19 protein-coding genes are annotated in these 16944 nt (G+C 72.0%); 8 read left to right on the top strand and 11 right to left on the bottom strand.

All coding sequences use genetic code 11. From position 1 onward, the window contains the following. Positions 1 to 18: 18 nt before the first annotated feature. Together DFP74_RS01610 and DFP74_RS01605 are read right to left on the bottom strand one after the other, a co-directional pair. The gene (locus DFP74_RS01610) at positions 19 to 834 is read right to left on the bottom strand and encodes an SAM-dependent methyltransferase (protein WP_121180069.1); all 816 of its coding nucleotides are present in this window, start codon (positions 832 to 834) and stop codon (positions 19 to 21) included. A gap of 88 nt (positions 835 to 922) precedes the next feature. Next, positions 923 to 1834, bottom strand: a complete 912-nt coding sequence (locus DFP74_RS01605) for a LysR family transcriptional regulator ArgP (protein ID WP_121180068.1) — start codon at positions 1832 to 1834, stop codon at positions 923 to 925. A 72-nt stretch (positions 1835 to 1906) separates the two neighbouring features. Here DFP74_RS01605 and DFP74_RS01600 point away from each other — a divergent pair, with 72 nt between their 5' ends. Next, on the top strand, positions 1907 to 2530 hold the full coding sequence (locus tag DFP74_RS01600; protein ID WP_199725443.1) for a LysE/ArgO family amino acid transporter: 624 nt from the start codon (positions 1907 to 1909) through the stop codon (positions 2528 to 2530). Between the two features lie 106 nt (positions 2531 to 2636). After that, positions 2637 to 3092, top strand: a complete 456-nt coding sequence (locus DFP74_RS01595; RefSeq protein WP_121180067.1) for a hypothetical protein — start codon at positions 2637 to 2639, stop codon at positions 3090 to 3092. 2 nt (positions 3093 to 3094) lie between these two features. Here DFP74_RS01595 and DFP74_RS01590 read toward each other — a convergent pair whose 3' ends face one another. Continuing rightward, on the bottom strand, positions 3095 to 4189 hold the full coding sequence (locus DFP74_RS01590; RefSeq protein ID WP_121180066.1) for an IS630 family transposase: 1095 nt from the start codon (positions 4187 to 4189) through the stop codon (positions 3095 to 3097). 58 nt (positions 4190 to 4247) lie between these two features. Between DFP74_RS01590 and DFP74_RS01585 the strand changes: the two genes are divergently transcribed. Further along, positions 4248 to 5165, top strand: coding sequence for a LysR family transcriptional regulator (locus DFP74_RS01585; protein ID WP_121180065.1), 918 nt, complete (start codon positions 4248 to 4250; stop codon positions 5163 to 5165). Here DFP74_RS01585 and DFP74_RS01580 read toward each other — a convergent pair. The 5 genes from DFP74_RS01580 to DFP74_RS01560 all read right to left on the bottom strand — a co-directional run bounded on the left by DFP74_RS01580 (position 5158) and on the right by DFP74_RS01560 (position 8884). Continuing rightward, on the bottom strand, positions 5158 to 6165 hold the full coding sequence (locus DFP74_RS01580) for an NADP-dependent oxidoreductase (protein ID WP_121180064.1): 1008 nt from the start codon (positions 6163 to 6165) through the stop codon (positions 5158 to 5160). The two genes, DFP74_RS01585 and DFP74_RS01580, sit on opposite strands and share 8 nt — an antisense overlap. Positions 6166 to 6229: 64 nt before the next feature. Continuing rightward, the gene (locus DFP74_RS01575) at positions 6230 to 6790 is read right to left on the bottom strand and encodes a TetR/AcrR family transcriptional regulator (RefSeq protein WP_121180063.1); all 561 of its coding nucleotides are present in this window, start codon (positions 6788 to 6790) and stop codon (positions 6230 to 6232) included. A gap of 2 nt (positions 6791 to 6792) precedes the next feature. Then, the gene (locus DFP74_RS01570; protein WP_121180062.1) at positions 6793 to 7488 is read right to left on the bottom strand and encodes a type 1 glutamine amidotransferase domain-containing protein; all 696 of its coding nucleotides are present in this window, start codon (positions 7486 to 7488) and stop codon (positions 6793 to 6795) included. A 293-nt stretch (positions 7489 to 7781) separates the two neighbouring features. Continuing rightward, positions 7782 to 8069, bottom strand: a complete 288-nt coding sequence (locus DFP74_RS01565; protein ID WP_121180061.1) for a MerR family transcriptional regulator — start codon at positions 8067 to 8069, stop codon at positions 7782 to 7784. Continuing rightward, the gene (locus DFP74_RS01560) at positions 8066 to 8884 is read right to left on the bottom strand and encodes a DnaJ C-terminal domain-containing protein (protein WP_121180060.1); all 819 of its coding nucleotides are present in this window, start codon (positions 8882 to 8884) and stop codon (positions 8066 to 8068) included. Before DFP74_RS01560 ends, DFP74_RS01565 begins: the two co-directional genes overlap by 4 nt. 99 nt (positions 8885 to 8983) lie before the next feature. Between DFP74_RS01560 and DFP74_RS01555 the strand changes: the two genes are divergently transcribed. Both DFP74_RS01555 and DFP74_RS01550 read left to right on the top strand, forming a co-directional pair. Then, complete coding sequence (locus DFP74_RS01555; RefSeq protein ID WP_121180059.1) at positions 8984 to 9412, top strand: Hsp20/alpha crystallin family protein; 429 nt, start codon at positions 8984 to 8986, stop codon at positions 9410 to 9412. 148 nt (positions 9413 to 9560) lie between these two features. Then, the gene (locus tag DFP74_RS01550) at positions 9561 to 9863 is read left to right on the top strand and encodes a hypothetical protein (protein ID WP_147453797.1); all 303 of its coding nucleotides are present in this window, start codon (positions 9561 to 9563) and stop codon (positions 9861 to 9863) included. A 107-nt stretch (positions 9864 to 9970) separates the two neighbouring features. On the opposite strand, the gene DFP74_RS01545 is transcribed toward DFP74_RS01550, so the two are convergent. Next, positions 9971 to 10591 (bottom strand): TetR/AcrR family transcriptional regulator, encoded by a 621-nt coding sequence (locus DFP74_RS01545; RefSeq protein ID WP_121187959.1) that lies wholly within the window; start codon positions 10589 to 10591, stop codon positions 9971 to 9973. Between the two features lie 231 nt (positions 10592 to 10822). Here DFP74_RS01545 and DFP74_RS01540 point away from each other — a divergent pair, with 231 nt between their 5' ends. Then, positions 10823 to 11584, top strand: a complete 762-nt coding sequence (locus DFP74_RS01540; protein ID WP_121180057.1) for an SDR family NAD(P)-dependent oxidoreductase — start codon at positions 10823 to 10825, stop codon at positions 11582 to 11584. Positions 11585 to 11607: 23 nt separating this feature from the next. Here DFP74_RS01540 and DFP74_RS01535 read toward each other — a convergent pair whose 3' ends face one another. Beyond that, entirely contained in the window at positions 11608 to 12216 is a 609-nt protein-coding gene (locus tag DFP74_RS01535) for a TetR/AcrR family transcriptional regulator (protein WP_121180056.1), read from the bottom strand. Positions 12217 to 12389: 173 nt separating this feature from the next. Here DFP74_RS01535 and ctaD point away from each other — a divergent pair, with 173 nt between their 5' ends. Beyond that, the gene (gene ctaD / locus DFP74_RS01530; RefSeq protein WP_121180055.1) at positions 12390 to 14078 is read left to right on the top strand and encodes a cytochrome c oxidase subunit I; all 1689 of its coding nucleotides are present in this window, start codon (positions 12390 to 12392) and stop codon (positions 14076 to 14078) included. A 14-nt stretch (positions 14079 to 14092) separates the two neighbouring features. On the opposite strand, the gene DFP74_RS01525 is transcribed toward ctaD, so the two are convergent. After that, complete coding sequence (locus DFP74_RS01525; RefSeq protein WP_121187958.1) at positions 14093 to 15277, bottom strand: AI-2E family transporter; 1185 nt, start codon at positions 15275 to 15277, stop codon at positions 14093 to 14095. A gap of 395 nt (positions 15278 to 15672) precedes the next feature. On the opposite strand from DFP74_RS01525, the gene DFP74_RS01520 reads away from it, so the two are divergent. Further along, a complete protein-coding gene (locus DFP74_RS01520) occupies positions 15673 to 16896 on the top strand; it encodes an IS701 family transposase (protein WP_233570757.1) in 1224 nt (407 codons plus the stop codon). Positions 16897 to 16944 lie beyond the last annotated feature (48 nt).

Here is a 16944-nt window from a genome sequence, read left to right as displayed (position 1 = left end):
CCGCCGGCGTAGCGGACGTCAGGGCTTGCGGGCCACGGCGCCGTACTCGTCCATCTCCCGGGGCAGGCCGACCTCGCCCTCGTCGGGCCGCCACAGGGGGATGGAGACCACGCCGGGGTCCACGGGTTCGAGGCCGTCCAGGAACCGCGCGAACTGCTCGGGCGTGCGCAGCGAGATGGGCGTGGAGGAGGCCGCGTTCCACTGGCGGACCGCCTCCTCCATGGCCTCGCCCGTCACCGCGTTGGTGGCGTGCGTGACGACCAGGTGGCTGCCCGAGGGCAGCGCGTCCATGAGCCGGGCGACGATCTCGTAGGCGGAGTCGTCCGGGATGTGGAACAGCACGCCCAGGAGGGACAGCGCGACCGGCTGGTCGAAGTCCAGGGTCCGGCCGGCCTCGCGCAGGATGGTGTCGGGGTCGCGCAGGTCGGCGTCGACGTAGTCGGTGCGGCCCTCGGGCGTGCTGGTCAGCAGCGCCCGCGCGTGGGTGAGCACCAGCGGGTCGTTGTCGACGTAGACGATCCGGGCGTCCGGTGCCGCCGTCTGGGCCACCTCGTGGGTGTTGTTCGCGGTCGGCAGTCCGGTTCCCACGTCCAGGAACTGGCGGATACCGCACTCCGAGGCCAGGTAGCGGATCGTGCGCCGCAGGAACGCGCGGTTCTGCACGGCCATCTCGCCGATCATCGGCAGGACGGACAGGATCTGGTCGCCCATGGCGCGGTCGGCGGGGTAGTGGTCCTTGCCGCCCAGCCAGTAGTCGTACACGCGCGCGGAGTGGGGCTCGCCCGTGTCAAGAAGGCGGTCGGCCGCGGAGGGGTCGTGGGGAGTCGTCGGCATGCTCGCCTCTCTGAGGGTGGAGGGGCACCAGGATAGGGGACGGAGTTCCACAACCCCCGTGGGGCAGGGCTTGCGGCCCGCCACGCGGTCAGCCGAGCGGGTGCAGGCGCGTGGCCGCCGCCGCGCGCAGCCCCGCGGTGAGGCCGTCCAGCAGCGGCGAGCGCAGGTTCCAGCGCTGCCAGTACAGCCGGACGTCGACCGGGCGCTCCGGGGCCAGGCTGACCAGCTCGCCCCGCTCGATCTCGGCCAGGCACTGCTCCTCGGGGACCATGCCCCACCCGAACCCCAGCAGAATGGTCTTGGCGAAGTCCGACGAGGCCGGGATGTAGTGCCGGGGCGCCCGCGGCTCCCTGCCGGTGACCGAGCGCACGAAGGCGTTCTGCAGGTCGTCCTTGCGGTCGAAGTTGACCACGGGGACCCGGTCCAGGCGCTCCAGGTCGGCCCGTCCCCCCAGGTGCGTTTCGGCGAAGCGGGGACTGCACACCGCGAGGTAGCGCATCGTGCCCAGGCCCTCCACCACGCATCCCTGCACGGCGTCCGGCGTGGAGGTGACCGCCGCCATCACCGTGCCCGAGCGCAGCAGGGACGTGGTGTGCTCCTCGTCCTCCCGGTGGATCTCATAGACCGCGCCGAGGTCGTCGGGCAGTGCGGCCAGCGCTTCCAGGAACCAGGTCGAGAGGCTGTCGGCGTTGACCGCGAGCGGGACGGCGATCCGGTCGCCGTCGCCGTCGCCGTCGCCGTCCCCGCGCCGCAGCTCGGCGGCGGCATCCTCGTCGAGCAGCAGGACCTGGCGCGCCAGCCTGAGGACCACGTCCCCGGCCGCGGTGGGCACGACGGGGTTGGTGCGCTGGACCAGCACCTTGCCGGCGGACTGCTCCATCGTGCGGATCCGCTGGGAGACCGCGGAGGCGGTCACGTGCAGGCGCCGCGCGGCGGCGTCGAAGGTCCCCTCGTCCACGAGGGTGGTCAGCGTGCGCAGGTGGTCGAACTGGAAGGCCATCTTAAGCTCTTCTTCATAGATCTAAGAAACTTTAGCTTTACTGTATACGCCGCCGCTCCTAGTGTTCTGGTCGTGAACGACACCCTTGTGCCCGCCCTGCTCGGCCTCGGTACGGGCCTGGCCCTCATCGTGGCCATCGGCTCCCAGAACGCCTTCCTGCTCCGCCTCGGCATCGACGGCCGCCCGCGCACCGTCCTGGCGGTGGTGCTGATCTGCGCCCTGTCCGACGCGGTGCTGATCGGGGCCGGCGTGCTGGGCGTGGGGGCGGTGATCGAGGCCGCGCCGGCCGCCGTGACCGTGGTCCGCTTCCTGGGCGCCGGTTTCCTCATCGTCTACGGCCTGTTCGCCGCGCGGCGCGCGCTGCGGCCGGGGAGCATGACCGTCGACGGCGGCGCCCAGGGGATCGGCACCCGGGCGGCCGTCGTCACCGCGGTCGCCCTGACCTGGCTCAACCCCCACGTGTACCTGGACACGGTGGTCTTCCTCGGCTCCGTGGCCAACCAGCAGGACGGCGACGCGCGGTGGTGGTGGGTGCGCGGCGCCGTCACGGCGAGCTTCCTGTGGTTCTTCGCCCTGGGCTTCGGCGCGCGGCTGCTGCGCCCCCTGTTCGCCCGTCCCCGCGCCTGGCGGATCCTGGACGCGTTCATCGCCGCCGTCATGTTGAGCCTGGGCGTGCGCCTGGCGCTCGGTCACTGAGTCGGTGCCCCTACGCCCCGCGGCGTCACCGGATGCGACCACGGACGTAGTCGGGGGAGCGCGCGGGCCGACGCGCGACCGGGGCGCCCCTTCCTACCGTGGAACCATGAACGACAAGAACCCACGCGCGCTCGGCCTGTCCCTGCCCGTCATCGTGGGGCTCGCCCTGCTCGCGGTCCCGAGGGTGATCCTGCACGACCTGGACGTGATCCAGGAGGGCACCCTGGTCAACATGCTGTTCGTGTTCGTGCCGCCCCTGGTGTGGGTGGCCGTCGCGGTCCTGCGCCGGGTGCCCAACGCCTTCCTCACCCTGCTGGTGGTGGGCATCGTCTACGGGGTCTTCCTGGCACTGGGCCACCAGCTCCTGTGGAACCTCTCCTGGGGCGAGGACGCGCCCTCGCTGGGCGGCAACCTGGCGGACCTGCCGCCCCTGGCCGAGGCCGTCGTCATCCGGGGGTTCGCGGTCGTCAGCAGCCTGGTCACCGGGACGGTCGTCGGCGCGCTGAGCGGACTGGTCGCCCTCGCCCTGGACCGGTTGACCCGGCCCAGGGCCAAGGCCTAGCCCTAGTGTTCTGAGTCGTTAATTCGATGAAGATACGCGGCGATGGTTTCGAAGATCTCCTCGGCCGTCTTGGTCCACACGAACGGCCGGGGGTTCTCGTTCCAGGTATCGATCCACCCCTGGAGTGCGTGCTCCAGATCGCTGACCGAGGTGTAGGACCCCCGCCGGATCATCCTGCGGGTGATCTCGGCGAAGAACCGCTCCACCAGGTTCAGCCAACTGGAGTAGGTCGGGATGAAGTGCAGGTGGAAGCGGGGATGGGCCAGCAGCCAGTCCTTGACGATCGGCGCCTTGTGCGTGCCGTAGTTGTCCACGATGAGGTGGACATCCAGCCCAGGGGGCGTTTCGCGGTCGATCTGGTTGAGGAACTTGCGGAACTCGACGGAGCGGTGCCTGCGGTGGTGAGCCGAGATCAGCTTGCCCGAGGCCGCGTCCAGGGCCGCGAACAGGGTGGTCGTACCGTGCCGGATGTAGTCGTGGGTCTGGCGCTCGGGCACGGCGGGCATCATCGGCAGCACCGGGGCCGACCGGTTGAGCGCTTGGATCTGGGACTTCTCGTCCACGCACAGCACCAGTGCCGCGTCCGGCGGGTTGAGGTAGAGGCCGGTGACGTCGCGGACCTTCTCGATGAAGAACGGGTCGTTGGACAGCTTCCACTCGTCGACCAGGTGGGGTTTGAGCCCGAACGCTCGCCAGATCCGCGAGACGGCGGTCTGGTTCAGCCCGGTCCGCTCGGCCATCGACCGGGTCGACCAGTGTGTACCGCCGTCGGGCGAGGGCTGTTCCAGGGTCTGGCGGATGACCTCCTCGACGTGGGCGTCGGTGATCTTGCGGGGCTGGCCGGGGCGGTCCTTGTCGGAGAGCGCCTCCAGCCCGCCGTCGATATAGCGGTTGCGCCACTTGCCCACCGTCTGCGGCCAGACCCCCAGCACCCGGGCGACCTCGGCATCGGTGCCGCCCTCGGCGCAGCGCAGGATGATCCGTGCGCGCTGCGCCATGACCTGCGCTGACGTGGGCCGCCGTGCGATCTGTTCCAGCGTGCGCCGGTCCTCGTCCCTGACTACCAGGAGCCTTTTCTTCCTGCCGCGTTGCGCCATGAGACCATCGTAACCAATTATTCATCGAATTAACGACTCAGAACACTAGGGTGGCGGCATGGACACCCGGTTGCTGCGCACCTTCGCCACACTGGCCCGCACCGCGAACTTCACCACCGCGGCCGAGGAGCTGCACCTGGCCCAGTCCACGGTCACCGTCCACATCCGCGACCTGGAGAAGGAGCTGGGCACCCGGCTCTTCGACCGATTGCCGCGCGGCGCCCGCCTGACCTCGCACGGGCAGCGGCTCCTGGCCCGCGCCCAAGACGTGCTGGACGCGGAGGCCCGGCTGCGCGCGGTCGTCGGCGACGGGTCGCCGCCCAGCGGACGGGTCGTCATCGCCGCGGGGGAGACCCTGTGCTCCTCGCTCCTGCCCCGGGTGGTCGCCGAGCTGCGGGCCGACGAACCGGGCATCGACGTCCAGATCCACGCGGCGGGCACGGCCGAGGCCGTGGAGGGGCTGCGCGCCGGGCGCGTGGACGTGGCACTGCTCCTGGAGGAGGAGGTGGACGCGACCGACGTGGCCGCCCAGGCCGTGGCCCGGCTGCGCCTGGTCCTGGTGGCCGCTCCCGGACACCCGCTGGCCGTTCTCGACCGGCCGGTGACGCCGGCCGAGCTCGCCGCGACCGACGTCTTCCTGCTGGAGGAGGGCTGCTCCTACAGCGACGCCCTCGCGCGCGAGCTGTCCGCGGTACCGGGTCCGCGGCCCCGCACCACCCGGTTCGGCAGCGCCGAGGCGGCCCGCACGTGCGTGGCGGCCGGGCTCGGACTCGCCCTGCTGCCGTGGGTCGGCGTCGACCGGGCCCTGGCCGCCGGCCGCCTGACCGTCCTCGACGGGCCCGGGGCGCCCGACGTCGCGGTGCTGGTCGCGCGCCACCGCGCGCGGTGGACCTCGCCGGCGGCGCACGCCGTCACCGACGCGCTGGAGCGCGGTCTGCGCCGGGGCGCCGCCGGAGGAGGCCCCGCACTCACGTGAGGCGGACCAGCATCTTGCCGGTGTTGGCGCCGCGCATCATCGAGGTGAAGGCCTCGAAGGCGTTCTCGATGCCGTCGACGACGGTCTCCTCGGTGCGCAGGGAGCCCTCGGCCAGCCAGGTCGCGGCCCGCCCGACGTACTCGGGCACCAGGTGGTAGTGGTCGCCCACGTTCATGCCGCGCAGGGTGATGCGCTTGCCGATGGCCAGCGGCAGCGTGCGCGGCCCGGGCGGCGGCTCGGTGGCGTTGTAGGCCGAGATCGCCCCGACCATGCCCACGCGGCCGCGCAGGTTCATCACGCCCAGCACCGCCTCCAGGTGGTCGCCGCCGACGTTGTCGAGATAGACGTCGATGCCCTCGGGCGCGGCCTTGGCGAGCTGCCCGGGCAGGTCGCCCTCGCGGTAGTCGATCGCGGCGTCGAACCCGAAGTCGTCGACGAGCCGACGCGCCTTCTCCGGGCCGCCGGCCGAGCCGATGACCTTGGCCGCGCCGAGGTGGCGGGCGATCTGCCCCGCCACCGAGCCCACCGCGCCGGCCGCCCCGGACACGAACACGACGTCGCCCTCCCGGACGGGGGAGACCTCCACCAGCGTGGCGTAGGCGGTCAGGCCCGTGGTGCCCAGGACGCCCAGGTAGGCCTGGGCCGGGGCCAGGTCCGTGTCCACGACCTGGAGGCCCTCGGCGTCGAGCAGGGCGTACTCGCGCCAGCCCCGGAAGTGGCTGACGGTCGTGCCGACGGGCACGGCGTCGGACTCGGAGGCGACGACGGTGCCCACCGCGCTGCCGGTCATCGGCTCGCCGAGCTCGAACGGCGGGATGTAGGACTCCCCCTCGTTCATCCGCCCGCGCATGTACGGGTCGACCGACAGCCAGTCGTTGCGGACCAGGACCTGCCCCGGACCGGGGTCGGGCACCGTGGACTCGGTGAACGCGACGTCGCTGTCGCGGGGCTCGCCGACGGGGCGGGCGGCCAGCTGCCATTCGCGGCTGGTGACGGGCATGGTGGACCTCCGTGTGGTGGGTGTTGCGGGAACGGCGCGGTCGATGGGCCGTGCCGGAGTCGGATCAGGTGCGGGCTCCGGCCGGTGCGAGCAGGCCCTCGGCGAGCACCCGGACGGCCGGGCGCAGCAGGTCCTCGCCTCCGGGGGCCGACTCCAGGCCCTTGACCAGGGCGAGGCAGATCTCGGCGGCCTCGCCGGGGCCCAGGCCCGACCTGGTCCCGGCCTCGGCGAACACGCCGCTGAACAGGGCGCGCAGGTCGGCCGTGAACGCCTGGCAGATGCCGCCGAACAGCCGGGCGCGCTCGTCGACGAGCTCCGCGGTGTGCGGAGAGTGCTCGGACAGGGGCCGCTCCAGGGCGAACTTGGCGGCGGCGATCCCCTCGATCCGGCGCGCGGGCGGCAGGTCGGCGGCGGCCGCGCGGCCGGCCCGGTCGAGCGCCCGCGCGTGCAGGCGCTCGGCCAGGAGCCGGAAGGCCTCGTCCTTGTTGCGGACGTACTGGTAGACCGCCGACCGGGACACCCCCATGGACGAGGCGATGTCGTCCATGGTCGTGCGGCGTGTTCCGTACCGCGCCAGGCACTCGTAGGCGGCGTCCAGCACGTCGGTGAGCCGGTCGGAGGCCATGGTCAGCCCAGCAGCCGCAGGAGCTCGTCGGCCAGCGGGGCGGACGAGGCCGGGTTCTGGCCGGTGACGAGGTTGCGGTCGACGACGACGTGGGGCGCCCAGGGCTCGCCCTCGACGAAGTCGGTGCCGATGCCGACGAGGCGGTCCTGGAGCAGCCACTTCGCTCCGTCGGCCAGCCCCGCCTGGGTCTCCTCGGCGTTGGTGAAGCCCGTCACCCGGTAGCCCGCGAACGGTGACGCGCCGTCCCCGTCGTCGGCGGCCAGCAGGGCGGCCGGTGCGTGGCAGACCACGCCCAGCGGCTTGCCGGAGGCCAGGGCGGCGGTGAGCAGGGCGCCGGACTCGGCGCTGACGGCGAGGTCCTCCATCGGGCCGTGGCCGCCGGGGTAGAAGACGGCCGCGTAGTCGGCCAGGTCGACGTCCTCCAGGCGGATGGGGCTGCGGAGCTCGTCCATCGACTCCAGCGCGGCGGCGACCTCCTTGGCGCCCTCCTCCCCGCCGTTGGCGTCGGGGGAGAGGCTGCCCTGGTCCACGGGCGGTACCACCCCGCCAGGGGTGGCCACGGTGATCTGGTGTCCGGCGGCGGTGAGCTTGCGGTAGGGGGCGACGGCCTCCTCGGCCCAGAAGCCGGTCGGGTGCTGGGTGCCGTCGGCCAGCGTCCAGTGGTCGGCGGCGGTCATGACGAACAGGATCTTGGCCATGGTGCGTCCTTCTGGTGTCATGGTCGGCCTCGCGGCCGGATGGTTCACACGTCCTGACGTTCTCTGTACGCTCCGTCAGGTCGTCGACGTTCTCGAAGGTAGGGCCCATGGCATCGCATGACCAATAGGCGTGCCACGATCCGGCATAGGAACTTCTATGGGTTGTCTGGGGTCGGCGCGCACGGGGACGACAGGCCCGGCGGGGGCGGGCCTGTCGCCCCCACGCGCTCGGGGGCGCGTCCCGCCGGGGGGACCGGCCGGTGACCGGTCTCTCCCGGGGGAGCGGCGGCGCGTCAGTCTCCGGCGGCGTCCGTGCGGCGCAGCCGGCTGTTCTCGTCCTGCAGGTCGAGGATCTGCTCGATGCCGGTGAGGTTGACGCCCTGGCCGATGAGGTCGCTGATCCGCCGCAGCCGCGCGATGTCGTTGTCGCTGTACAGCCGGGTCCCGCCCTTGGTGCGCGCGGGGGCGAGCAGGCCGCGCTGCTCGTACAGGCGCAGGGACTGCACGGAGACGCCGGCGAGTCCGGCGGCCACGGAGATGGTGTAGAGGCCCTGGTCCGGTCGGGGGCGGGCGTCGGTCATCGGCGTGGTTCCTTCCGGGGTGCGGGCAGTGCGGCGCCGAGGTGCTCCAGTGCCGCGCGTTGGGCGGCCGAGAGGGGGCCGGCGGGGACGTCGATCGCGACGTCGAGGACCAGTGCCCCGGCGTCGCCGCGGCCGGGGACGCCCTGGCCCGGAAGGGTGATGGTAGCGCCCTGCGCCGTGCCGGGTGGAACGGGCACACGGAGTTCCCGGCCGTCCAGCGTCGTGATCACGGCCTCCGTGCCCAGCACGGCCTCGGCGTAGCCGAGCGGGAGCGTGGCGCGCAGGTCGTCGCCGGTTCTGCGGTAGACGGGATGGTCCTCCACCAGCACCGTCACCAGCAGGTCGCCGGGCGCGCCCCCGTGCGTCCCGGCGCCACCGCGCCCGGGCAGGCGCAGCCGGGTGCGGTGCCCGGTCCCGGGCGGCACGGCCACGGTCACCGTGCCGCCGTCGCCGGAGTCCAGGTCGGCGGTTCCGCCGTACACCGCCACGGGCAGCCCCACCCGCAGCACGGCCGTGCGGTCGGCGCCGCGGCGCGGGCGCGCCCGGCGGACCCGCACGGGGATGCGCACCCCCTGCCGTGGCGGCGGGGCGTCGGACCCGGTGGGGGCCGACCGCGCACGGGACGCGGCCAGGGTCTCGTAGGCGTGGCGCACGCGCGCGTAGGAGGCCCGGTCCCCGCCGGGGGCGTCGGGGTGGTGGCGCCGCGCCAGTGCCCGGAAGGCCCGGTCCACCTCCTGGCGCGTCGCGTCCGGCGACAGTCCGAGGACGGCGTGGGGGTCGTCCTGGTCCTTCATCTTTCCTCCCTTCTCGAACATGGATGATCCTTGTCACTCACCATGTTTATTCTCTGACGAGTGTGGTAGAAAACCTGCGCGAGGTCGCATCAGGTTTTGTGATCCAGCAAGGAGGTAGCGATGATGCTGATGCGTACGGACCCCTTCCGGGACTTCGACCGGATCACTCAGCGCCTTCTCGGTGACGCCGTCCGTCCGGCCACCATGCCGATGGACGCCTACCGCGAGAAGGACACCTTCGTCGTCCACTTCGACCTTCCCGGTGTCCAGGCCGACTCCATCGACCTGGAGATCGAGCGCAACGTCCTGACCGTGCGCGCCGAGCGCGCCGAGACCGTGACGGACGGGCGCGAGATGGTCGTCGCCGAACGGCCCTCCGGGACGTTCTCCCGTCAGCTCTTCCTCGGTGAGTCCCTTGACGGGGACAACATCACCGCGGACTACGCGGACGGCGTCCTCACCCTGCGCGTGCCGGTGGCCGAGCAGGCCAAGCCGCGCAAGATCAGCGTCAGCGAGGGCGACGGCCAGGCACGGGAGATCAACGCCTGAGCGCGCACGATCGGCGGACGGGGCCTCGCGCCGACGTACGCACGAGGGCCGGGGCGACCCGGCCCTCCGCCACGCGTCGGCCGCGGCGCCGCCGTGCCGCCGGACCCGCGATGAATCCAACGACGGAGAGGTGGCACAGGTGGACACGATGCGCAGGACCCGGGCGGCGGCCGAACACGGGCTACGCCGCTCCCCGGACGAGTACACGCACTTGCGGTGGGTCGGCTTCTTCCAGGCGCTGCGCGCCTATGAGGAGGCGCCGGTCGCGGACCCGGCCGCCGTCGGTGACCGCCTCGCCGACGTGCGGACCGCCGCCGAGGGGTTGATCGGCGACGACGCCGCCACGTTGGGGGGCCTGTCCGCCGCGACCCCCGTCCGGGTGGTGGACCAGGCTATGGCCGACGCGCTGTGGGCGAGCCTGGGCGTACGCCCCGCCCTGGCGGCCTCCTGAGGCCGCCGAGCACCGCCGGGGACCAGAGGGCTCCCGGCGGTGCGGTGTGTCCGGGCCCGTTGCCGCCGGCCGCCGATCGGCGACCGGCGGCCGGCGGCCTTGGGCCGCTAGTCGCGGCGGCGGGGCGGCGCGGTGGTGAAGGCGGGCAGGCCCTGCGCGGCCGTGGCCAGGACGGTGCGCACGAAGGGGCCCACGCCCGCGGGCACGGCCTCCCGCCCATCGGCGGTGGCGTGCGCCAGTTCCTCCGAGGCCAGGCGTAGCGCGGTGTTGAGGATCGCCGCCTGGACGCGCACGGAGAGGTCGTCGGTGCCCTGCCCGGTGCGCGCGGCGATGATCTCGGCGAACACCGACTCCGCGGCGTGGTGGACCTCCAGCCAGACCGCCATGAGGGCCGGCTCGGTGTGGGTCATCCGGATCAGGTCGGCGACGGGCTCGCCCAGGTCCGGGGCCCCCTCCTCGAAGGCCTGTTCGCGTTCGAGGTACTCCAGCAGCGGTGTGTCCGGCGGGCAGGCGCGCAGCCGCGCGGCCATGAACTCCAGGCCGGTGGTCAGCAGCGGCCGGACACAGCTCTCCTTGGTGGGGAAGTAGCGCCACAGGGTCCGGGTGGAGATCCCCAGTTCCCGCGCGATGTCGTCGCCGGTGGTGCCGGACACCCCGCGTTCGGTGAACAGGCGCACGGCCGTGCGGGCGATCTCCGTGCGGACGACCTCCTTGCGTCGCTCGGTCATCGGGGGACGGCCCCGGCCCGGGGCCTTGCCGGTGGGGCCGCCCGTGGAGCTCCTCGCCACCGCCGTGCCTCCTCGTGTCCGGTGTCGGCGCCCACTCTAGCGATCCCGCGAGCACTGGAAACAATAAATGTCGCTCAGCGACAAAATGTCGTAGGCTGACAGAGGTGGCCCGTTCGGTCCGCCGCGAGCCCGCCGTCGGGGCGGGCTCCCCAGCACGACCAGGAGAACCCCATGAACCTTCCGGGCCTGAACGGCAAGAGCGCCGTCGTCACCGGCGGCGGCTCCGGCATCGGACGGGCGACCGCGCTGCGCCTGGCCGCCGACGGGGCGGCCGTGCTCGTCGCCGACCTGAACGCCGAGAGTGCCGCGGCCGTGGCCGGGGAGATCAACGGCACCGGGGGCACGGCCGTGGCCGTCGTGGGCGACCTGAGCAGCCAGGAGGTCGTGGACGAGGTCGTCGCCACCGCCCTCGACCGGCTCGGCGGCATCGACATCCTCGTCAACAACGCCGGGATCATGGACGACATGTCCGCCACCGCCGACGTCACCGACGCGGTGTGGGAGCGGCTCATCCGCGTGAACCTGACCGCGCCCTTCCTGCTCACGCGCGCCGTCCTGCCGCACATGGTCGAGCGCGGGGCCGGATCGATCGTCTTCACCGCCTCGGAGGCCTCGCTCCGGGGCAGCGCGGCGGGCGCGGCCTACACCGCCGCCAAGCACGGTGTGGCCGGGCTCGTGAAGTCCACGGCGATCATGTACCGGGACAAGGGGATCCGGGTGAACTCGGTCGCGCCCGGCGGCACCGCCACCGGGATCACCGTCGACCCCGCGCCCGGGGGAGGACCCGCCGTGCTCGGCCAGTACATGGGCAACGTCGGCCGCGTCGCCCAGGCCGACGAACTGGCCGCCGCGATCGTCTTCCTGGCCTCGGACGCCGCGAGCAACATCAACGGCGTCGTGCTGCCGGTCGACAACGGCTGGGCCGCGGTCTGACCGTCACCGCCGCTCTCTGACGGTCACCGGTCCGGCGCGGGCGGCGCCTCCGGTGCCGCGAGCACCCGGGCGAACGCGCTGACCAGGGCGGGCATGTCGATCTCGGCGGGTGCGTGCAGCCACTGCAGCTGCAGTCCGTCCATGACCGCGGCCAGCAGCGCCGCGGCGTCCTCGGAGCGCACCCCCGAGGGCAGCGTCGGGCCGTACTCCGCGGTCAGGTCGGCCGCCAACCCGGACCGCACCCGCGCGAACCGCCGCCGGAAGTGCTCGGCGGCGGGATGGCCCTCGGTGGTGCTCTCCGCGGCGAGCACCGCGTAGGCCTTGACGAGGCCCGGCACGCCCTGGTTGTGCTCGGCCAGGGCGGCGGCCCCGGACAGGACCGCCTCCCGCCGCCCGTCCCCGGTGAAGCGGGCCGCGTCGAGCTCGTCGCGCCGGGCGAGGACCGCCAGCAGCAGAGCCTGCTTGGTCGGGAAGTAGTGCAGCAGCCCCTGCTGGCTCAGGCCGCACCGGTCGGCGACCACGGCCAGGCTCGTGCCGTGGAAGCCGCCCTCGGCGAAGACCTCCAGAGCCGTGTCCAGGATCTCCTCGTGCCGCCGCCCCCGCGGCCGCCCGGGCCGTCTCCCCGTCGCCATCGTCCGTCCTCCGCCTCTTCGGGTCCCCTCGCCACCCTGCCACGGGTCGGGCGCGCGGTCGTCGGGCGGCCGATACGGCGAAACGCGGCCGACGTCGTGTTCTCCCGCCGTCCGCTGGGGTACCGTCGCACGCGTTCCCGGAGTTCAGGGCCACCGCTATGCCTGGAGACCCGATGGCACGAAGCCCCGAGGCCGCCCCCGAAACCGCCCCCGACGCCGCACGGAATCGCGCTCGGATCGTCCGGACGGGTCATGTCGCGATCGGCTGGCTCTCGGCCACCGACCACAAGATCGTCGGCTACCTCTACATCATCACGTCCTTCGGCTTCTTCCTCGCCGGCGGGATCATGGCCATGCTCTTCCGGGCCGAACTCCTGTGGCCCGGGATGCAGCTGATGACGAACGAGGCCTACAACCAGCTGTTCACCATGCACGGCACGGTGATGATGCTGCTCTTCGCGACCCCATTGTTCGTCGGCTTCGGCAACGTCATCGTGCCGCTGCAGATCGGCGCCGCGGACGTGGCCTTCCCCCGGCTGAACATGATCGGGTACTGGCTGTTCCTCTTCGGCGGGCTCATCGTCATGGGCGGCTTCCTGACCCAGAACGGCGCGGCGAGCTTCGGCTGGTTCGCCTACACCCCGCTGTCGGACGCCGTGCGCTCACCCGGCCTGGGCGGCGACCTGTGGGTCATGGGCCTGCTGGTGTCGGGCCTGGGGACGATTCTCGCCTCGGTCAACTTCATCACCACGATCATCGGCATGCGCGCGCCCGGGATGACCATGTTCCGGATGCCGATCTTCACGTGGAACGTCCTGTTCACCGCGCTGATGGTCCTCATCGCGTTCCCCGTGCTCACCGGGGCGCTGGCCGCCCTGGGCGCCGACCGGATGCTGGGCACGCACGTGTTCGACTCCGAGCACGGCGGTGCGATCCTGTGGCAGCACCTCTTCTGGTTCTTCGGCCACCCCGAGGTCTACATCGTGGCCCTGCCGTTCTTCGGCATCATCACCGAGGTCATCCCAGTGTTCTCGCGCAAGCCGCTGTTCGGCTACAAGGGGATGGTCGCGGCGACGATCGCGATCACCGGCCTGTCCATGACGGTGTGGGCGCACCACATGTTCGCCACCGGAGCCGTACTGCTGCCCTTCTTCTCGTTCCTGTCGTTCCTGATCGCGGTGCCCACCGGGATCAAGTTCTTCAACTGGATCGGGACGATGTGGCGCGGGCAGCTCACCTTCCCCACACCGATGCTGTTCGCGGTGGGCTTCCTCGCCACGTTCCTCTTCGGCGGACTCACGGGCGTCATCCTGGCCTCGCCGCCGCTCGACTTCCACGTCACCGACACCTACTTCGTGGTCGGCCACTTCCACTACGTGCTGTTCGGCACCGTGGTGTTCGCGATGTTCGCGGGCTTCTACTTCTGGTGGCCCAAGTTCACCGGCAGGATGCTCGACGAGACCCTCGGCAAGTGGCACTTCGCCACCCTGTTCCTCAGCTTCCACGCCACCTTCGGCATCCAGCACTACCTGGGCGTGCAGGGCATGCCCCGCCGCTACGCCGACTACCTGGCCACCGACGGGTTCACGTGGATGCACCAGCTGTCCAGCGTCGGTTCGTTCGTGCTGGGCGCCTCGACCCTGCTCTTCCTCTACAACGTCTGGCGCACCGCGCGCTACGCGCCGCGGGTGGAGACCGACGACCCCTGGGGCTACGGCGGCTCCCTGGAATGGGCGACCTCGTGCCCCCCGCCCCGGCACAACTTCACGTCACTGCCCCCCATCCGCGGGGAGCGCCCGGCCTTCGACCTGCACCACCCGAAGGCCGACGAAGCCGCCGGCCCCGGGTCCCACAAGGGCTGACCCGGGGCCGTCCCTCAGGAGGGTTCGGAAGGTTGTCCGGCGGTCCCGTCGTCGCCGGTCGGTGCGGCGTCCGCCCGGGTACCGCCGCCCGGGTCCGGGTCCGGGTCCGGGTCGTCGTCGGAGGGGGCGGCCCCGGTCCCGGCGACGGCGGCGCTCAGGAGGGGGTGCTCGGCGACCTCGTAGCGGCGGATGTAGGTCCCGAGGAAGGCCTGCAGGCTCGCGCCCATCGGCAGCGCGAGCAGCGCGCCCGGAGCGCCGAGGATCGCCACACCCGCCAGGACCGAGCCGAACGCCACCGCCGGGTGCATGTCCAGGGTCCTGGCGGTGATGCGGGGCTGGAGCAGGTAGTTCTCGAACTGCTGGTAGACGATGACGAACACCAGCACCCACACCGCGGCCCAGGGGCCCTGCAACAGCGCCACGAGCACGGGGACCGCGCCGCCGATGTAGGTGCCGGCGGTGGGGATGAACTGGGACAGCACGCCCACCCACAGCGCGAGGGCGACCGCGTACGGGATGTCCAGCGCGACCAGGAGCACCCAGTGCGCGACCGCGCAGACCAGGGCCAGCAGTGCGCGCGAGTAGAGGTAGCCGCCGGTCTTGTCGATCGCGATCTCCCAGGCCCGCAGCACCTCGCGCTGCGTCCGGGGCGGCAGGACCGAGCAGATCACCCGGCGAAAGCGCGGACCGTCGGCGCACAGGTAGAAGGTGAACAGCGCGATCGTCAGCCCGTTGAAGAGCAGCGCCAGGACGGTCGTCCCCGCCCCCAGGACGTTGTTGGCGATGCTGGACGCGTACTGCTCGACCACGCCGCTGGCGCTGGAGACCTGGTCGATGAGGTTGGTGGGGGAGTAGTCGGTGTTGAACGCGGTGTTGAACCAGGCCAGCCCCGCGCGGAGCATCGAGGGCACCTCGGCGGCGAAGGCCAGCACCTGCCCGATCAGCATGGACCCGAGCAGGCTGAGGAAGGCCCCCGTCAGCACCAGGACCAGCAGCATGACCGCGCCCGTGGCGGGCCCGCGCGGCCAGCGGTGCCGGTGCAGCCAGTTCACCGCCGGCTCCAGGGCCAGCGCCAGGAACAGGGAGATCAGCAGCAGCACGATGAGGCCCTGCAACTGGAGGAACAGCCACAGCACGACGCCGAACGCCGTGACGATCCACATGGCCAGCATCATGGCGCGGGGCAGCCACGGGGGCATGCCGCCGCGTCGGTCGGCGCGCGGGGCGGGGCGGGGTGTGGCGTTCGTGGGCACGTCGGGACTTACCTCTCAGCTCAGCCCACAGGTGTCGTTCGCCGCGAGCCCGGGACTCCTCCCGTTCTACCGGACGATAACGGTCCTGGGGGCCGGTCGGTTCCGATCGGGGCCGGGACACACCGTGATCATGGCGACCGTCGTCACCAGGGGCTCCGGCGGATCGCTCCGCTCCCGGGCTCGGGCCGTTCCCCGCCGGGCGTTCGCGCGCGGGGCCGGACACGCGCGCGGTCCGCCGACTCCTCGGCGGCGGCCCGCGCTAGTACTACATAGCTAGATCTTCAGTAACGATCTTCTGGTTTCTCTGCCGGTGCGGGCTGGGGCTGTGTGACGGTATGCGCATGCCCCAGCCTGAGGAGTCCGTGGACGCGGTGACAGCCGCAGATCTGCACGCGTGGAAATCGCAGTTCGAGGAGTTGTGCGCCCGTTTCGAAAGCCGGTGGGTGCGGCCCGAGCCGCGCGAGCACTTCCGGCAGTACCTGCGGGGACTGCTCGCCCCCCTCGAGCGGAAGAACTCCTGGACGATCTCGGAGTTCACCGGAGAGAAGCGCCCCACCGCGATCCAGCGGTTCATCAACCTGACCGCGTGGGATGCCGACGAACTACGCGATGATGTGCGCGATTACGCCATGGAGCACTTCGCCGACGAGCGGGCCGTGCTGATCGCCGACCCGACCGGATTCGCGAAGAAGGGCACCAAGTCAGCGGGCGTGCAACGGCAGTACTCCGGCACGCTGGGCCGGGTCGACAACTGCCAGATCGGCACGTTCCTCGCCTATGCCAACACCACCGGCGACCGGGTCCTGATCGACCGGGAACTCTATATGCCCGCCGCGTCCTGGTGCGATGACCCCCAGCGCCGGGCCCAGGCGCGGGTGCCCGAGGACCTGGTCTTCTCCACCCGCCCGCAGCAGGTCCAGGCCATGATCGCCCGGACCGTGGCAGCCGGTGTGCCCTTCGCCTGGGTGGCCGCGGACGAGGAGTTCGGCCAGAGCCCGGGCCTGCGCGCCTTCCTGGAAGAACAGGGCATCGCCTATTGCATGGCGGTACCGAAGAACACCGACCGCGTCTCGTTCTCCACGAGCAGGTATTCGAAGGACACCGTCGAACTCCTCGCCCACGCGATCGGGCCGGGCGAGTGGCACAGGCGCTCGTGCGGGATCGGCGCGAAGGGCTTCCGGGTCTATGACTGGGCGCTGGCCGAGTCCGGGACTGCGGGGCACCAGTACGTGTTCCGCCGCAGCACCGACAGTGGCGAGTTGGCGTATTTCCACTGTTACAACCCGCGCGGGGAGGATGTGTGCGAGTTGGTCCGGGTGATCGGCTCGCGGTGGCCGATCGAGGAGTGCTTCGAGGCCGCCAAGCAGCAGGCCGGGCTGGACCAGTACCAGTTCCGGATCTATCCGGCCTGGTACCGGCATATCACCCTGGCGATGCTCGCTCTGGCCTTTCTAGCTGTGGTGCGCCACGGGTCTAAAAAGGGGGCCCGGGGTCTGTGGACAACCAGCGGCGACCCCGGGGACACACCGGACACCAGGACAGAAACCGCCCCAGAGGGCCGATAGCAGGCGCCGACGGTCCGGGCGGGGGCTGATCGGCTTGACCATCGGGGA

The sequence above is a fragment of the Nocardiopsis sp. Huas11 genome (assembly GCF_003634495.1).
Classification (GTDB): domain Bacteria; phylum Actinomycetota; class Actinomycetes; order Streptosporangiales; family Streptosporangiaceae; genus Nocardiopsis.
The sequence above is the reverse complement of the archived record's forward strand: the minus strand, read 5'-3'. Positions and strand labels throughout refer to the sequence as shown.

What these genes read in the sequence shown, in the direction of transcription:
- DFP74_RS01610 (WP_121180069.1), bottom strand. Translation starts at nt 834, where the DNA reads ATGCCGACGACTCCCCACGACCCCTCCGCGGCCGACCGCCTTCTTGAC.
- DFP74_RS01605 (WP_121180068.1), bottom strand. Translation starts at nt 1,834, where the DNA reads ATGGCCTTCCAGTTCGACCACCTGCGCACGCTGACCACCCTCGTGGAC.
- DFP74_RS01595 (WP_121180067.1), top strand. Translation starts at nt 2,637, where the DNA reads ATGAACGACAAGAACCCACGCGCGCTCGGCCTGTCCCTGCCCGTCATC.
- DFP74_RS01590 (WP_121180066.1), bottom strand. Translation starts at nt 4,189, where the DNA reads ATGGCGCAACGCGGCAGGAAGAAAAGGCTCCTGGTAGTCAGGGACGAG.
- DFP74_RS01585 (WP_121180065.1), top strand. Translation starts at nt 4,248, where the DNA reads ATGGACACCCGGTTGCTGCGCACCTTCGCCACACTGGCCCGCACCGCG.
- DFP74_RS01580 (WP_121180064.1), bottom strand. Translation starts at nt 6,165, where the DNA reads ATGCCCGTCACCAGCCGCGAATGGCAGCTGGCCGCCCGCCCCGTCGGC.
- DFP74_RS01575 (WP_121180063.1), bottom strand. Translation starts at nt 6,790, where the DNA reads ATGGCCTCCGACCGGCTCACCGACGTGCTGGACGCCGCCTACGAGTGC.
- DFP74_RS01570 (WP_121180062.1), bottom strand. Translation starts at nt 7,488, where the DNA reads ATGGCCAAGATCCTGTTCGTCATGACCGCCGCCGACCACTGGACGCTG.
- DFP74_RS01565 (WP_121180061.1), bottom strand. Translation starts at nt 8,069, where the DNA reads ATGACCGACGCCCGCCCCCGACCGGACCAGGGCCTCTACACCATCTCC.
- DFP74_RS01560 (WP_121180060.1), bottom strand. Translation starts at nt 8,884, where the DNA reads ATGTTCGAGAAGGGAGGAAAGATGAAGGACCAGGACGACCCCCACGCC.
- DFP74_RS01555 (WP_121180059.1), top strand. Translation starts at nt 8,984, where the DNA reads ATGATGCTGATGCGTACGGACCCCTTCCGGGACTTCGACCGGATCACT.
- DFP74_RS01550 (WP_147453797.1), top strand. Translation starts at nt 9,561, where the DNA reads ATGCGCAGGACCCGGGCGGCGGCCGAACACGGGCTACGCCGCTCCCCG.
- DFP74_RS01545 (WP_121187959.1), bottom strand. Translation starts at nt 10,591, where the DNA reads ATGACCGAGCGACGCAAGGAGGTCGTCCGCACGGAGATCGCCCGCACG.
- DFP74_RS01540 (WP_121180057.1), top strand. Translation starts at nt 10,823, where the DNA reads ATGAACCTTCCGGGCCTGAACGGCAAGAGCGCCGTCGTCACCGGCGGC.
- DFP74_RS01535 (WP_121180056.1), bottom strand. Translation starts at nt 12,216, where the DNA reads ATGGCGACGGGGAGACGGCCCGGGCGGCCGCGGGGGCGGCGGCACGAG.
- ctaD (WP_121180055.1), top strand. Translation starts at nt 12,390, where the DNA reads ATGGCACGAAGCCCCGAGGCCGCCCCCGAAACCGCCCCCGACGCCGCA.
- DFP74_RS01525 (WP_121187958.1), bottom strand. Translation starts at nt 15,277, where the DNA reads ATGCCCCCGTGGCTGCCCCGCGCCATGATGCTGGCCATGTGGATCGTC.
- DFP74_RS01520 (WP_233570757.1), top strand. Translation starts at nt 15,673, where the DNA reads ATGCCCCAGCCTGAGGAGTCCGTGGACGCGGTGACAGCCGCAGATCTG.